This window comes from Pseudomonas sp. BW16M2 (assembly GCF_014268865.1).
Classification (GTDB): Bacteria; Pseudomonadota; Gammaproteobacteria; order Pseudomonadales; family Pseudomonadaceae; genus Aquipseudomonas; species Aquipseudomonas peradeniyensis.
On the sequence record NZ_JABWRI010000019.1, the window covers coordinates 36283 to 51127 of the forward strand.

The 14845-nt window shown below is 66.6% G+C and carries 17 protein-coding genes; 12 read left to right on the plus strand and 5 right to left on the minus strand.

Annotated features, from left to right (window positions below):
• Positions 1 to 11: 11 nt before the first annotated feature.
• The gene (locus HU735_RS17395) at positions 12 to 872 is read right to left on the minus strand and encodes a PHP domain-containing protein (RefSeq protein ID WP_186714515.1); all 861 of its coding nucleotides are present in this window, start codon (positions 870 to 872) and stop codon (positions 12 to 14) included.
• 67 nt (positions 873 to 939) lie between these two features.
• Between HU735_RS17395 and HU735_RS17400 the strand changes: the two genes are divergently transcribed.
• From HU735_RS17400 to HU735_RS17425, 6 genes are all read left to right on the plus strand, one after another.
• Positions 940 to 1536: a septation protein A gene (locus HU735_RS17400; RefSeq protein WP_050706754.1), complete on the plus strand. Its 597-nt coding sequence runs from the start codon at positions 940 to 942 to the stop codon at positions 1534 to 1536.
• Between the two features lies 1 nt (position 1537).
• Complete coding sequence (locus HU735_RS17405; RefSeq protein ID WP_186714516.1) at positions 1538 to 1837, plus strand: YciI family protein; 300 nt, start codon at positions 1538 to 1540, stop codon at positions 1835 to 1837.
• 141 nt (positions 1838 to 1978) lie between these two features.
• Positions 1979 to 2371, plus strand: coding sequence for a hypothetical protein (locus HU735_RS17410; protein WP_050706756.1), 393 nt, complete (start codon positions 1979 to 1981; stop codon positions 2369 to 2371).
• A gap of 7 nt (positions 2372 to 2378) precedes the next feature.
• Positions 2379 to 3056 carry a response regulator transcription factor gene (locus HU735_RS17415; RefSeq protein WP_186714517.1) on the plus strand — a complete coding sequence of 226 codons (678 nt, stop codon included), beginning with the start codon at positions 2379 to 2381 and terminating at the stop codon, positions 3054 to 3056.
• 251 nt (positions 3057 to 3307) lie between these two features.
• Positions 3308 to 3724 (plus strand): Spy/CpxP family protein refolding chaperone, encoded by a 417-nt coding sequence (locus HU735_RS17420; RefSeq protein WP_028691091.1) that lies wholly within the window; start codon positions 3308 to 3310, stop codon positions 3722 to 3724.
• Positions 3725 to 3736: 12 nt separating this feature from the next.
• Positions 3737 to 5125, plus strand: a complete 1389-nt coding sequence (locus HU735_RS17425) for a HAMP domain-containing sensor histidine kinase (protein WP_186714518.1) — start codon at positions 3737 to 3739, stop codon at positions 5123 to 5125.
• Between the two features lie 132 nt (positions 5126 to 5257).
• Here the strand turns inward: HU735_RS17425 and HU735_RS17430 are convergent, their stop codons facing one another.
• Entirely contained in the window at positions 5258 to 5815 is a 558-nt protein-coding gene (locus HU735_RS17430; protein ID WP_186714519.1) for an NAD(P)H nitroreductase, read from the minus strand.
• A gap of 158 nt (positions 5816 to 5973) precedes the next feature.
• Here HU735_RS17430 and HU735_RS17435 point away from each other — a divergent pair, with 158 nt between their 5' ends.
• Positions 5974 to 7428, plus strand: coding sequence for a TrkH family potassium uptake protein (locus HU735_RS17435; protein ID WP_186714520.1), 1455 nt, complete (start codon positions 5974 to 5976; stop codon positions 7426 to 7428).
• On the opposite strand, the gene HU735_RS17440 is transcribed toward HU735_RS17435, so the two are convergent.
• On the minus strand, positions 7385 to 8431 hold the full coding sequence (locus tag HU735_RS17440) for an AraC family transcriptional regulator (protein WP_050706761.1): 1047 nt from the start codon (positions 8429 to 8431) through the stop codon (positions 7385 to 7387). The genes HU735_RS17435 and HU735_RS17440 overlap by 44 nt on opposite strands.
• Before the next feature lie 154 nt (positions 8432 to 8585).
• On the opposite strand from HU735_RS17440, the gene HU735_RS17445 reads away from it, so the two are divergent.
• Together HU735_RS17445 and HU735_RS17450 are read left to right on the plus strand one after the other, a co-directional pair.
• Positions 8586 to 8897 (plus strand): DUF962 domain-containing protein, encoded by a 312-nt coding sequence (locus HU735_RS17445; protein ID WP_186714521.1) that lies wholly within the window; start codon positions 8586 to 8588, stop codon positions 8895 to 8897.
• Between the two features lie 103 nt (positions 8898 to 9000).
• Complete coding sequence (locus HU735_RS17450; RefSeq protein ID WP_186714522.1) at positions 9001 to 9585, plus strand: HD domain-containing protein; 585 nt, start codon at positions 9001 to 9003, stop codon at positions 9583 to 9585.
• A gap of 41 nt (positions 9586 to 9626) precedes the next feature.
• Here the strand turns inward: HU735_RS17450 and HU735_RS17455 are convergent, their stop codons facing one another.
• A complete protein-coding gene (locus HU735_RS17455) occupies positions 9627 to 10442 on the minus strand; it encodes a UDP-2,3-diacylglucosamine diphosphatase (RefSeq protein WP_050706764.1) in 816 nt (271 codons plus the stop codon).
• A 124-nt stretch (positions 10443 to 10566) separates the two neighbouring features.
• On the opposite strand from HU735_RS17455, the gene HU735_RS17460 reads away from it, so the two are divergent.
• Both HU735_RS17460 and HU735_RS17465 read left to right on the plus strand, forming a co-directional pair.
• Positions 10567 to 11361, plus strand: a complete 795-nt coding sequence (locus HU735_RS17460; RefSeq protein WP_186714523.1) for an AraC family transcriptional regulator — start codon at positions 10567 to 10569, stop codon at positions 11359 to 11361.
• A gap of 54 nt (positions 11362 to 11415) precedes the next feature.
• Positions 11416 to 12303 (plus strand): DMT family transporter, encoded by an 888-nt coding sequence (locus HU735_RS17465; RefSeq protein WP_186714524.1) that lies wholly within the window; start codon positions 11416 to 11418, stop codon positions 12301 to 12303.
• Here the strand turns inward: HU735_RS17465 and HU735_RS17470 are convergent, their stop codons facing one another.
• Complete coding sequence (locus tag HU735_RS17470) at positions 12304 to 12585, minus strand: SelT/SelW/SelH family protein (RefSeq protein WP_096049580.1); 282 nt, start codon at positions 12583 to 12585, stop codon at positions 12304 to 12306. It abuts the gene before it with no gap.
• Positions 12586 to 12651: 66 nt separating this feature from the next.
• Between HU735_RS17470 and HU735_RS17475 the strand changes: the two genes are divergently transcribed.
• Positions 12652 to 14838 (plus strand): patatin-like phospholipase family protein, encoded by a 2187-nt coding sequence (locus HU735_RS17475; protein WP_186714525.1) that lies wholly within the window; start codon positions 12652 to 12654, stop codon positions 14836 to 14838.
• Positions 14839 to 14845: the final 7 nt, after the last annotated feature.

Sequence of the window (14845 nt, forward strand, 5' to 3'; positions counted from 1 at the left end):
AGTCGTCCTGTTCATACCGCCATAGACTGTTCATGTCGGAATCGACGCCACAGAGGTGGCAGGTCCTCAGGCAATGGCCGGTAAGCACCGATCTCACCCCAGGTGCCAGGGCCGTGGAAGTCACTGCCGGCGCTTGCCAGCAAGCCGAACTCACGAGTGAGGATCGACATTGTCCCCACCTGCTCGGGCGGCATCATCCCATTGACCACTTCCAGTGCCTGCCCCCCTGCCTGAATATAGTCGGCAATCAGCCGTCTGCGCTTGCTGCGGGTCAGGTCGTAGTGCATGGGATGAGCCAGGCTCACCCAGGCATTGGACTCACGCAACGTGACGACGGTTTCCTCCAGCGTCGGCCAGTGCAGCTTGACGTCCCCTAACTTGCCGGCGCCCAGCCACTTGCGAAAGGCCTCGCCACGGTCCTTGACGAAGCCTGCGCGCACCAGGAATTCGGCGAAGTGCGGGCGCGCCGGGGCGTTGCCGCTGTCACCCAGTTCCTGCTGGACGGCCCGCGCGCCGTCGAGCGCGCCGGGCATGCCCTTGGCCGCCAGCTTGCGGTCGATTTCCTCGGCGCGCAGCCAGCGGCCACGGTGCAGGTTGTCGATGGCCTCGAGCAAGGGCGGGGCATCGAGCGAAAAATCGTAACCCAGCACATGGATGGTGGCGCCGCCCCAGGTGCACGACAACTCTACCCCGCTGACCCACTGCATGCCGTTGTCCAGGCAGGCCTGGCGGGCCTCGGGCAGGCCTTCGAGGGTGTCGTGGTCGGTGAGCGACAGCGTCCGCACCCCGTGCTCGTGGGCCCGGGCGACCAGTGCCGTGGGCGACAGGGCGCCGTCGGAGGCCGTGCTGTGACAGTGCAGATCAACATTCATGGAGGAGCGCTTTCGCAGGAATCGATGTTTGTTATTATGCCGTCACATCCCGCTTCTGGCTGCCACTGTGAAACAATTCATCGATTTCATCCCGCTGCTGCTGTTCTTCATCGTCTACAAACTGGATCCGCGCCCGGTCGAATTCGCCGGCCAAAGCTTCGAGTTCGGCGGGATCTACAGCGCCACCGCCATGCTGATCGCCAGCTCCGTGGTGGTCTACGGCGCGCTGTTCCTGCGCCACGGCAAGCTGGAAAAGGGCCAGTTGCTGACCCTGGTCGCCTGCCTGGTGTTCGGCGGCCTGACCCTGGCCTTCCACAGCGAGACCTTCCTCAAGTGGAAGGCGCCGGTGGTCAACTGGCTGTTCGCCCTGGCCTTCGCCGGCAGCCACTTCATTGGTGACCGGGTGCTGATCAAGCGCATCATGGGCCACGCCCTGACACTCCCTGAAACAGTCTGGACCCGCCTGAACCTGGCGTGGATCGGTTTCTTCCTGGTGTGCGGCGCCGCCAACCTGTTCGTCGCCTTCACCTTCCAGGACATCTGGGTCGATTTCAAGGTCTTCGGCAGCCTGGGCATGACCGTGCTGTTCCTGGTGGCCCAGGGTGTCTACCTGTCGCGCCACCTGCACGATGCCGACCCTTCCACCTCCAAACCCAAGGACTGACATGCTCTACGCCATCATCGCCAGCGACGTCGAAAACTCCATGGAAAAACGCCTGGCCGCCCGTCCCGCCCATATCGAGCGCCTGCAGCAGCTCAAGGCCGAAGGCCGCGTGATCCTCGCCGGCCCGCACCCGGCCATCGACAGCAACGACCCGGGCGCCGCCGGTTTCAGCGGCAGCCTGATCGTCGCCGAGTTCGATTCGCTGGCCGCCGCCCAGGCCTGGGCCGACGCCGACCCGTACATCGCTGCGGGCGTCTACGACAAGGTCGTGGTCAAGCCGTTCAAGCAAGTCCTGCCCTAACAGGCTTTGAGGGACGGGCTTGGTGGGAGCGAGCTAGCCCGCTCCCACCAAGCCGCCCCCAACTACACCCCACGCGGCACTATTCATAAATTCCGACAACCGGCCGACAACCTCCTGAATCGATACGAATCAGGAGTTCCAATGCGTCAAGGTCCGATGTCCCTGCTGCTTTGCCTGTTACTGCTGTCCCCTTTCGCCGCGGCCGAGCAGCCGCTGTCGCTGGAAGCCGGGGCGCGGATCACCGAGCTGCAGCAGCGCCTGGAAGAGAGTGAGAAACAGCGCGACGCGCTGACCCTGCAACTGCAGAACCAGGACAGTGAGCGCGAAAGCGCCCAGCTCTCGCGCCTGCGCCAGGACAACCAGCGCCTGAAGCTGGCGGTCAAGGAGCTGCAGGCCGCCAGCAGCGCGCCCCAGCGCCTGCTCACCGACCAGCAGCAGTGGTTCCTGATCGGCTCGGTCGTTGCACTGTTGTCGGCAGTCTGCGGTATCTTAGCCAGCGGCGGACACAGAAGACGCCGGCAATGGTTGAATTGAGTGAGACATGAGCGAGCTGTTACTGATTGATGATGACCAGGAACTGTGCGAGCTGCTCGGCAGCTGGCTGACCCAGGAAGGGTTTGCGGTGCGCGCCTGCCACGATGGCCAGAGTGCGCGCCAGGCCTTGGCCACCCACGCCCCGGCGGCGGTGGTGCTGGATGTCATGCTGCCCGACGGCAGCGGCCTGGAACTGCTCAAACAGTTGCGCAGCGAGCACACCGACCTGCCGGTGCTGATGCTCTCGGCCCGCGGCGAGCCGCTGGACCGCATTCTCGGCCTGGAACTAGGCGCCGACGACTACCTGGCCAAGCCCTGCGACCCCCGCGAGCTCACCGCCCGCCTGCGCGCCGTCTTGCGTCGCAGCCACCCCAGCGCGCCCAGCAGCCAGGTCGAGATCGGCGACCTGACCTTCAGCCCGGTGCGCGGCGTGGTCAGCATCGAGGAGCGCGAGATGACCCTCACGCTGTCCGAGAGTCGCATCCTCGAGGCACTGCTGCGCCAGCCCGGCGAGCCGCTGGACAAGCAGGAACTGGCACAGATCGGCCTGGGTCGCAAGCTCACGCTCTATGACCGCAGCCTCGACATGCACGTCAGCAACCTGCGCAAGAAGATCGGCCCGCACCCGGACGGCCGCCCGCGCATCGTCGCCCTGCGCAGCCGCGGCTACTACTACAGTCTCTGACAGACAACACGACCTCTGTAGGAGCGGCCTTGTGTCGCGATGGGGCGCGAAGCGGCCCCAGAATCGCGGCGGTATGCAAAATTGCCGGGGCTGCTGTGCAGCCCATCGCGACACAAGGCCGCTCCTACAGGGTCCGCACGGTGTCTACCGGCATCTTTACCCAGCCTTTACCCTCGCCTGACCGCCCTTGACCTTGATCTCCCTAGACTGGGCTCATCCGGTAACCACCGGCCCCTGAAAGGAGAGATACCATGCGCAAGACCCTGATCGCCCTGATGTTCGCCGCCGCCCTGCCGACCGTGGCCATGGCCATGCCTGACGGCGGTCCGCGCCACGACGGCCCGCATCATCGTGGTGACGCGCCTTTCGCCCAGCTGGACCTGAGCCGCGACCAGCGCCAGCAGATCGGCAAGCTGATGGGCGAGCAGATGCAGCAGCGCCGCGACATCACCGAGCGCTACATGGCCAAGCTGCCGGCCGCCGAGCAGAAAGCCATGAAGGACGAACTCAAGGCCAGCCACGACAAGACCGACGGCCAGATCCGCGCCCTGCTCAAGCCCGAGCAGCAGAAAAAGTTCGACGAACTGCAGAAGGAACGCGCCGCGCGCAAGGCCGAATGGAAGGAGTTCCAGGCCTGGAAGGCTGAAAAAGCCGGCAAGGCCCAGTAAGCTGTCAGCCCGATGCCCGGCCCGCGCCATCGCGGGCCGGGCTTTCGCCCTTTCTCGGAGGTGCTCTTCTTGCGTTCACTGTTCTGGCGCATCCTGGCCAGCTTCTGGCTGGCCATCGCCCTGGTCGCCGGGCTGTCGATCCTGCTCGGGCACATGCTCAACCAGGACACCTGGATCCTCAGCCGCCATCCGGGCCTGAACAACCTGGCCAGTCACTGGGCCCAGCACTATGAACAGGACGGCCTGGAGTCGTCGCAGCGCTTCCTGGAGCGACGCAAGCAGCGCTACAAGATCGATGTGCAGGTGCTCGACGACAGCGGCGATGCCGTGGTGCCCGGCACCTTCCCGCGCCGCGCCGCAGCCTTCGAGGCGCGCCAGCACAACGACGAGCGCCGCCTGCCCTGGCGCCGCCTGACCGAGGAATACACCAGCCCCACCAGCGGCGAGACCTACCTGCTGATCTACCGCATTCCCCACCCCGAACTGGCCGCCTGGCACCGCGAGAGCCTGATCTGGCCGCTCAGCGCCCTGGGGATCGCCCTGGTGGTACTGACCCTGTTCAGCCTGCTGGTGACCCTGTCGATCACCCGCCCGCTCAGCCGCCTGCGCGGCGCGGTGCACGACCTGGGGCAGACCAGCTACCAGCAGAACAGCCTGGCGCGGCTGGCGGTGCGCCGCGACGAGTTCGGCGTGCTGGCCAACGACTTCAACAAGATGGGCGCGCGCCTGCAGAGCCTGATCGGCAGCCAGCGCCAGCTGCTGCGTGATGTGTCCCACGAACTGCGCTCGCCGCTGGCGCGCCTGCGCATCGCCCTGGCCCTGGCCGAGCGCGCCGAGCCGCAGCAGCGCCAGGCCCTGTGGCCGCGCCTGACCCGCGAGTGCGATCGCCTGGAAGACCTGATCAGCGAGATCCTGGTGCTGGCCCGGGTCGATGCCGACCAGGCCCATGCCGAACCCGTGGACCTCAATGCCTTGCTGGGCGGCGTGCGCAAGGACGCACAGCTGTCAGCGCCGGAACAGGAAGTGCGACTGGAGGCGCAGGCAGGCCTGACCTTGCACGGCTGGCCGACCTTGATCGAACGGGCGGTAGACAACCTGCTGCGTAATGCCCTGCGCTTCAATCCGGCCGGGCAGCCGATCGAGGTGCATGCCCGCCGCGAACAGGATCGCATCGTGCTGAGCGTGCGTGATCATGGACCAGGGGTGGCAGCAGAGCACTTGGCGCAGCTGGGCGAGCCGTTCTTCCGGGCGCCGGGACAGGAGGCGCCGGGGCATGGCCTGGGGCTGGCGATTGCGCGCAAGGCGGCAGAGCGCCATGGTGGCAGCCTGGTGCTGGGAAATCATCCGCAGGGTGGGTTCATTGCGACGCTGGAGATTCCCTGCAATATCAGTGCAGGCTGACAGATCGCGGGGCTGCTGCGCAGCCCTTTCGCCGGCAAGCCGGCTCCCACAAGTAGTTACAGACCTTGAGACCTCCACGGTACCTGTGGGAGCCGGCTTGCCGGCGAAAGGGCCGCAACGCGGCCCCAATGCTCACTCACCCCAGGCGCTGACGTACTGCGCCGTCTCCAGGACCGGCGCCGTGCGTGGCTCGCCCATCGGCGTGCCGACATACAGGTAGCCGATCACCTCTTCATTCGCCTCCAGGCCCAGGCCCTCGTGCACATGGGCATCGAAGGCCATGTCACCGGTGCGCCACACCGCGCCGATGCCCTGGGCATGGGCGGCGATGAGGATGCCGTGGGCGGCGCAGCCAGCGGCCAGGCGCTGCTCGATCTTCGGCACCTTGAAATGATCCTGCAGCCGAGCGATCACCACGATCAGCAGCGGCGCCCGCAGCGGCATCGCCCGGGCCTTGTCCAGCGCGGCCGGGGTGGCATCGCCCTTGGCCTGTACCGCCTCGGCGAACAGCTCGCCGAGCTTCTCGCGACCCTGCCCCTCGATGGTCAGGAAGCGCCAAGGGCGCAGCTGGCCATGGTCCGGCGCGCGCAGCGCGGCCTGGAACAGCGCCTCGCGCTGAGCGGCATTGGGCGCAGGTTCGGTCAGGCGTGGCACGGAAACACGGTTGAGCAATGCGTCGAGAGCCTCCATGGGCTACCCTCCTGAAAGATTGAAAGTGCCGCCATTCTGCACCAACCAGAAGGCAACGTGGGAGCGGGCTTGCCCCACGCCCCCGCCAATCGTGCGTTTACAAGACCCGGTCCACAGGTAGAATGGCGCCCTTTCCGTAGCGAGTCAGAGCAGATCACATGGCGTTGCCGACCTTAAGGATCATTGGTTTCATCATCGGCATCTTCCTGATCACCCTGGCAGTGAGCATGGTGGTGCCCATGGCGACCCTGGTGGTCTTCGAGCGCACCGGCGACATGCCGTCGTTCCTCTGGTCGAGCCTGATCACCTTCCTCGCCGGGCTTGGCCTGGTCATCCCCGGCCGCCCCGAGCACGTGCACCTGCGCCCCCGCGACATGTACCTGCTGACCGTCAGCAGCTGGCTGGTGGTCTGCGTGTTCGCCGCCCTGCCGTTCCTGCTGACGCAGCACATCAGCTACACCGACGCCTTCTTCGAAAGCATGTCCGGCATCACCGCCACCGGCGCCACCGTGCTCAGCGGCCTGGACAACATGTCGCCGGGCATCCTGATGTGGCGCTCGATGCTGCACTGGCTGGGCGGCATCGGCTTCATCGGCATGGCGGTGGCGATCCTGCCGCTGCTGCGCATCGGCGGCATGCGCCTGTTCCAGACCGAGTCCTCGGACCGTTCGGAGAAGGTCATGCCGCGCTCGCACATGGTCGCCAAGTCGATCGTCGCGGTGTATGTCGGCATCACCGTGCTCGGCAGCCTGGCCTTCTGGTGGGCGGGCATGAGCCCGTTCGACGCGATCAACCACGCCATGTCGGCGATCTCCACCGGCGGGTTCTCCACTTCCGACCAGTCCCTGGCCAAATGGGACATCCCCGCGGTGCACTGGGTCGCGGTGGTGGTGATGATCCTCGGCAGCCTGCCGTTCACCCTGTACGTAGCCACCTTGCGCGGCCACCGCAAGGCGCTGATCAAGGACCAGCAGGTGCAGGGCCTGCTGGCCATGCTGCTGGCCACCTGGCTGGTGCTCGGCACCTGGTACTGGGCCACCACCGAGCTGCACTGGCTCGACGCCCTGCGCCACGTGGCGCTGAACGTCACCTCGGTGGTCACCACCACCGGCTTCGCCCTGGGCGACTACAGCATGTGGGGCAACTTCTCGCTGATGCTGTTCTTCTACCTGGGCTTCGTCGGCGGCTGCTCGGGCTCCACCGCCGGCGGCATCAAGATCTTCCGCTTCCAGGTCGCCTACATCCTGCTCAAGGCCAACCTCAACCAGCTGATCCACCCCCGGGCGGTGATCAAGCAGAAGTACAACGGCCATCGCCTCGACGAAGAGATCGTGCGCTCGATCCTGACCTTCTCGTTCTTCTTCGCCATCACCATCTGCATCATCGCCCTGCTGCTGTCGCTGCTGGGCGTGGACTGGATGACCGCGCTGACCGGCGCCGCCGGCACGGTGTCGGGCGTAGGCCCCGGACTGGGCGAAGTGATCGGCCCGGCCGGCAACTACGCCAGCCTGCCGGACGCGGCCAAGTGGATCCTCTCCGGCGGCATGCTGCTGGGCCGCCTGGAGATCATCACGGTGCTGGTGTTGTGCATGCCGGCGTTCTGGCGTCACTGACCGACAACCGCGTGCGGTACTCGCTCGGGGTGGTGTCGAACCAGCGGCGGAACGCCCGGTAGAAGTTGCTCGGATCGGCGAAACCCAGCAGGTATGCGGTCTCCAGCAAGGTGGTGCCGGGCTGCGCCAGGTACTGCTCGGCCAGTTCGCGGCGGGTGTCGTCAAGCAGGGTCTGGAAGCTGGTGCCCTCGTCCTGCAGGCGCCTTTGCAAGGTGCGCTGCGACAGGTGCAGGGCCTGGGCCACGGTTTCGCGCTTGGGCTCGCCCTGGGGCAGGATGCGGCACAGTACCTGGCGTACCCGGTGGGTCACGCGGCTTTCCGAGAAGCGCGCCAGGTATTCCCCGGCAAAGCGATCATGCAGCACCGCCATCGCCTCGTTGGCGGTGGGCAGCGGCGCCTCCATGTCGGCACGCTCGAGTACCAGCGCGTCATGGGGCGCGCCAAATACCAGCGGCGCATGGAAGGCCACCTTGTACGGCTCGACATTCTTCGGCTGGCCGCCCTGGATCAGCACCCGCCGCGGCTGGATCGGCCGCCCGCTGAGCCAGGTGCACAGGGCCAGGGCGCAGGCCAGGGACGCCTCGGCGCTGTGCCGGGTCGGCGGCAGGTGGTCGCCATGCACGGTCAGCACCAGGGCGTAGCCGTCGGGCTCGCGGCGAAAGCTAAGGTCCGAGCTCTCGGCGATGATCCGCTGGTAGCGCACCAGGCGTTCGAAACCCTCGGCCAGGGTGCGACTGGACATCAGCGCATAGCCCACCACATGGAACGAGGCCGGACGCACCACCCGGGCCATGTTCAGGCCGATGGCCTCGTTGCCCGACAACTCGACCGCCAGCTGCCACAGCCGGGTCATCGAATCCTGGGTGAATCGCGCATCGGGGTCGTCGAGGGCGGAAAAGTCGAGCCCGAGCTGCTTGAACATGGCCGGACAATCGAGCCCTTCCAGCTCGAGTGCCTTGACGATCCCTGATGCCCAGCTGGCTGACGTGGTTCTCTCACTCATGACAGGCTCTTGTGCTGACCGCTCCTGCGGTGAACCGAAAGGATACTCAATTGGCGCCTATTGTCACTGGCCACTGCCCCCAGTGACTCTAGACTCGATTCAGGCTCCACGCCGTGTATCCTTTAAGCACGACCCGCAGATCCGGAAGCCCGCCATGACCCGCACAGCGCAGTTCCGCAGTTTTGCCGAGTTCTATCCCTACTACCTGGGCGAGCACAGCAACGCCACCTGCCGCCGCCTGCACTTCGTCGGCACCAGTCTGGTGATCGCCCTGCTCGCCTACAGCATCGGCAGCGGCCAGTGGCTGTTGCTGCTGGCCGTGCCGCTGGCCGGCTATGGCTTCGCCTGGGCCGGGCATTTCTTCTTCGAGAAGAACCGACCGGCCACCTTCACCCATCCCTGGTACAGCCTGGTCGGCGACTTCGCCATGTTCCGCGACATCCTGCTGGGCCGCCTCAGCCTCTGAATCGGCCCGCAAGGCCAGGTTCGCGTCCCGGCCGGCCACTGCCAAAGCCCGCGTCCTGGCCAACACTGCCAGGCATGTCCCCCGACACGAGTGGCCCGCGGCGATGAACAAGCAAGCGAACTTCAGCCACATGCGCGACGGCACCGCCCAGGACTGGGCGATCATCGCCGACGACTTTCGCGCCTATGCCCGGCAGTTGCCCCAGCGCATCGTCGCCCACCTGCGCCTGCTCGATGGCGACTTCGGCGGCTTTCCCATCGATCGCCTGAGCCACTCGCTGCAGACCGCCACCCGCGCCTACCGTGACGGTCGCGACGAGGAATACGTGGTCTGCGCCCTGCTGCATGACATCGGCGACACCCTCGGCAGCTACAACCACCCGGATATCGCCGCGGCGATCCTCAAGCCCTTCGTCAGCGCCGAGAACCTGTGGATGATCGAGAAGCACGGGATCTTCCAGGGCTACTACTTCTTCCACCACCTGGGCATGGATCGCCACCTGCGCGAGCAATTCAGCGATCACCCGCAGTACCAGCGGACCATCGAGTTCTGTGCGCGCTACGACGCGGCGGCGTTCGACCCCGAGTACCCGAGCCTGCCGCTGTCGTTCTTCGAACCGATGATGGAGCGGCTGTTCGCCCAGCCCAGGCAGTCGATCTACAAGGCGGCCCTGAAAGCCTCAGCCTGATTCCGGGCACCCGTCACCTGTAGGAGCGGCCTGAGGCCGACCTAGGCCGGTTCACCCAGCTCCGCCAGCCGCGACGCGGCTTCCCGCGCCTGCGCCTCGGCGAACCGGTACAGCTCGATCCTTCCATCCCAGTGCTCGATCAGCGCCGTGCACGACTCCACCCAGTCGCCGCAGTTGAGGTACTCCACCTCACCCACCCGGCGAATCTCGGCATGGTGGATATGCCCGCACACCACGCCCTGAAAGCCACGCCGGGTGCACTCGTGGGCAATGGCGTCCTCGAAATCGCTGATGAAGTTCACCGCGCCCTTGACCTTGTGCTTGAGGTACGCCGACAGCGACCAGTAGCCATAGCCATAACGGGCGCGCCAGTGGTTGAGCCAGCGGTTGAGCACCAGGGTGAACTCGTAGGCCCGGTCGCCGAGAAACGCCAGCCAGCGGTGGTAGCGGGTAATCACGTCGAACTGGTCGCCGTGGATCACCAGCAACCGCCGGCCATCGACGGTAAGGTGCTCGGCTTCATCCACCAGCTGGATATTGCCCAGGATCAGTTTCGAGTAGCGGCGCAGGAATTCGTCGTGGTTGCCGGTGACGTAGATCACCTCGGTGCCGCGCTTGCTCAGGGTCAGCAGGCGACGGATGACGTTGGTGTGGGCCTGAGGCCAGTAGATGCCGCCGCGCAGTTTCCAGCCGTCGATGATATCGCCGACCAGGTAGATGCGCTCGGCCTGGTAGCCCTTGAGGAAGTGCGCGAGATGTTCCGCCTGGCAATCCCGGGTGCCCAGGTGCACATCGGAAATCCACAGGGTACGGACACGCTGCTTGCGTGACGGGCGGAGAGGTTCGGCGTGGGTCATGGGCAGGCTCCGGCGCTGTTTGCTGGAGACTGGCAGGCACAGGTGACAGATTGGTGGCAGGCGCATGACCATCCTGCGCGCGCCTGGAGGTGTACACTCTTCACCTGCTTCGTGAGGACTCACCATGACCGCCGCCCCCCTGCTTTCGCTGCGCCATTACCGCCACGACCTGATCGCCCACAGCCACGACCACCCGCAGCTGGTGTTCGGCCTGGGCGGGCGCCTGGACTTCGAGGTGAATGGCCGCGGCGGTCGGGTCGGCCGCCAGGACCTGATGGTGGTGCCTGCCGGTGCCCACCACACCTGCGGCAGCCCCGAGGGCAGCCACTGCCTGGTGCTGGACGTGCCGGGCGGGCACTGGCTCGGCGACCACCTGGGCGAGCACGCCGACAACAGCCGCCGCCTGCTCGACCGCCCCGGCCCCCTGGGCCTGAACAACCGCCAGCAGCAGTTGGTCGACTGGCTGGCGGCAAGCCCGGTGGACGACCCATTGATTGCCCGCCAGGGCGCCGTGCTGTTGCTGGCCAGCCTCAACCCGCAGGCCGGTGCCCCGGTACTGGCCAGCAGGCGCCTGCCCTATGCCGCCTTCGATCGGCATATCGAGCAGCACGCCGCCTATCCGTTGCAGGTCGCCGACCTGGCGCGCCTGGCCAGGCTCTCCAGCGCACGACTGCATGCGCGTTTTGCCAGCGAGTGCGGCATGACGCCGATGGACTATATCCGTCAGCGGCGGCTGTCGATGGCGCGGCGATTGTTGCGTGAGACGCTGTTGCCGGTGGGTGAGGTCGCGGCGCAGGTGGGGTACGGCTCGCAGAGTGCCTTCAGCGCGGCGGTGATGCGGGCGTTCGGCTGCACGCCGCTGGCGTTGCGGCGCGAGTCTGGCGACAACGGGCGCGAGGTGGGCGACAGATCTGCCTGAGGATCGAACATACACTGCTGCCTGTATCGACCTCATCGCACTCAAAGGACCACCATGAACCACCGCACCGCCCTCGGCGCCCTGCATATCGGCGCGCTGTTCTTCGGCCTCACCGGCGTCTTCGGCAAACTGGCCGCCAGCGCCAGCCCCTCGATCATCGTCTTCGGCCGCGCAATGTTCGCGGTGCTGGCCCTGGGCCTGTTCGCCAGCCTGGCGCGCCAGGCCTGGCAACCGCTGCGCGGGCAGGACCTGCGCCGCCTGCTGCTGGGCGGCGCGCTGCTGGCTGGGCACTGGGTGAGCTTCTTCATCGCGGTCAAGGTCGGCGGCGTGGCCATCGCCACCCTCGGCTTCGCCAGCTTCCCGGCCTTCACCGTGATCCTCGAGGGCCTGCTGTTCCGCGAACGCATCCGCCGCAATGAAGCGCTGCTGGTGCTGCTGGTGAGCATCGGCCTGGTGCTGGTCACCCCGGCCTTCGACCTGGCCAGCGAGGCCACCGGCGGGCTGCTCTGGGCGCTGCTCTCGGGCCTGCTGTTCTCGCTGCTGTCGCTGACCAACCGCGCCGGTTCCGGGCGCCTGCCCGCCGTGCAGGCGGCGCTATGGCAGAACCTGGTGGTGAGCCTGTGCCTGCTGCCGTTCGCCGCGTCCGGCCTGGGCGCGGTGGCGCCACTGGACTGGCTGTGGATCGCCCTGCTAGGCGTCTTCTGCACCGGCGTCGCCCACAGCCTGTTCGTCGCCAGCCTGGCGGTGATCAAGGCGCGCACCGCCGCGGTGGTGTTCGGCATGGAGCCGGTCTATGGCATCGCCGTGGCCTGGGTGGTGTTCGCCGAACAGCCGACCCTGCGCATGCTCGCCGGCGGCGCCTTGATCATCTTCGCCATCGTGCTGTCCAGCCGCCTGGCCGCCGAGCAACCGGCCCGCCAGCCGCAGCCCGAAAGCGCCTGATCAGCGATCGTTGTGGCCCAGGTCGCGCTGCGGATCGATCTGGTCACGCACCCGCTGCTTGAGCACCTTGGCCTCGGGGAAGCCGCCGTCGGCCTTGCGTTCCCAGATCTGCACGCCGTCGCAGGTGATGCGGAACACCCCACCGGTTCCGGGCTCCAGCGCCACCTGGCCGAGGTCGTCGGCAAAGGTGCTGAGCAGCTCCTGGGCCAGCCAGGCGGCGCGCAGCAGCCACTGGCACTGGGTGCAATAGGTGATGACGATTTGTGGCTTGCTGTCTGCCATGTAGGGAAACTCCGTAGGAAGGGCCGCTTATACTAGCGGTCTTTATCCTCTGGTTTGAGACTCACGATGCGCCGCCTGCTGTACTGCCTCCTGCTGATGCTCACCTCCTTCACCGTGCTGGCCGCCGAAGCGACACGACCAAAGATCGGCCTGGTGTTGTCGGGCGGTGCCGCCCGCGGCCTGGCCCATATCGGCGTGCTCAAGGCCCTGGAGGAACAGGGCGTGCGCATCGACGCCATCGCCGGCACCAGCATGGGCGCGGTGGTCGGCGGGTTGTACGCCTCGGGCTACAGCATCGCCGAACTGGAAAAACTGGCCACCACGCTGGACTGGCAGCAGGCGCTGTCCGATGCGCCGCCGCGCAAGGATGTGCCGTTCCGACGCAAGCAGGACGACCGCGACTTCCTGGTCAAGCAGAAGCTGAGCTTTCGCGACGACGGCAGTCTGGGCCTGCCGCTGGGGGTGATCCAGGGCCAGAACCTGGCCCTGCTGCTGGAAAGCAAGCTGGCCCACACCGCCGACATCCGCGACTTCGACAAGCTGCCAATCCCCTTCCGCGCCGTGGCCACCGACATCACCAGCGGCGAGAAGGTGATCTTCCGCCGCGGCCACCTGCCCCAGGTGATCCGCGCCAGCATGTCGATTCCGGCGGTGTTCGCCCCGGTGGAGCTAGACGGCCGGCTGCTGGTGGACGGCGGCATGACCGACAACATCCCGGTGGACGTGGTGCGCGAGATGGGCGTGGACCTGGCCATCGTCGTCGACATCGGCACTCCGCTGCGCAACCGCAAGCAGCTGGCCACCGTGGTGGACGTGCTCAACCAGTCGATCACCCTGATGACCCGGCGCAACTCCGAGGAGCAACTGGCCAGCCTGCGCCGCGAAGACATCCTGGTACAGCCGCCGCTGTCGGCCTTCGGCGTCACCGATTTCGGCCGCGCCCAGGACATGATCGACGCCGGCTACCGCGCCACCCGCGCCCTCGACCCGCGCCTGGCGGCGCTGCGCCAGACCGAGGGCGACAGCAACCTGGCGGTGGCCCGCTCACCGAAACAGCGCACGCCGATCATCACCGCCATCCGCGTGGAGAACGACTCCAAGGTCAGCGACGACGTGATCCGCTACTACATTCGCCAGCCCATCGGCGAGCCGCTGGATCTCGGCCGCCTGCAGACCGACATGGGCACCCTCTACGGCCTGGACTACTTCGACCAGGTGCAGTACCGCGTGGCGCACAAGGGCGACGAGCATACCCTGGTGATCAACGCCCGTGGTCGGCGTGGCGGCACCGATTACCTGCGCCTGGGACTGAACCTGTCGGACGACCTGCGCGGCGACAGCGCCTTCAACCTCGGCGCCAGCTACCGGGTCAACGGCATCAACCGGCTCGGCGGCGAATGGCTGACCCGCGCGCAGATTGGCGACGAGCAGGAGTTGTACAGCGAGTTCTACCAGCCCCTGGACGTAGGCTCGCGCTACTTCATCGCCCCCTACCTGGCCCTGGGCTCGCAGAACGTCGAGGCGACCCTGGACAACGACCCGGTGGCCGAGTACCGCCTGGAACGCTACGGCTTCGGGCTCAATGTCGGCCGGCAGATCGGCACCTACGGCGAGGTGCGCCTGGGCGTGGGCAAGGCCTGGGGCAACGCCGAGGTGCGCATCGGCGACCAGGACCTGCCCAAGGTCAGCTTCAACGAGGGCTTCTACGAGCTCAAGTACTCGTTCGACACCTTCGACAACGTCTACTTCCCCCACAGCGGCGAGGACATCGGCCTGACCATGCGCAAGTACGACAAGTCACTGGACTCGGACCAGGACTACCGGCAGTGGTTGTTCAACCTGGACAAGGCCATCAGCAGCGGGCCGAACACCCTGGTGCTGGGTGGCAGGTATGGACGAACGCTGGATGACGCCGAGGTGGTCACTTCGAGCTTCGTGTTCGGCGGCGCCCGCCAACTCTCGGGCTTTCGCCAGGACTCGATCTCGGGGCAGAACATGAGCCTGCTGCGCATGGTCTACTACCGCCGCCTGACGCCACGGGCCTACCTGCCGCTGGACTTCCCGCTGTACCTGGGCGGCTCGCTGGAGCGTGGACGGGCGTGGAACAACGACAATGAGTTCGACAGTGGCTATATCAATGCGGCGAGCATTTTCCTGGGGCTGGAAACGCCGCTGGGGCCGTTGAACCTGAGCTATGGGGCCAACGATGCCCATGAGAAGGCGGTGTACCTGAACCTGGGGCATACCTTCTAGAAATGAT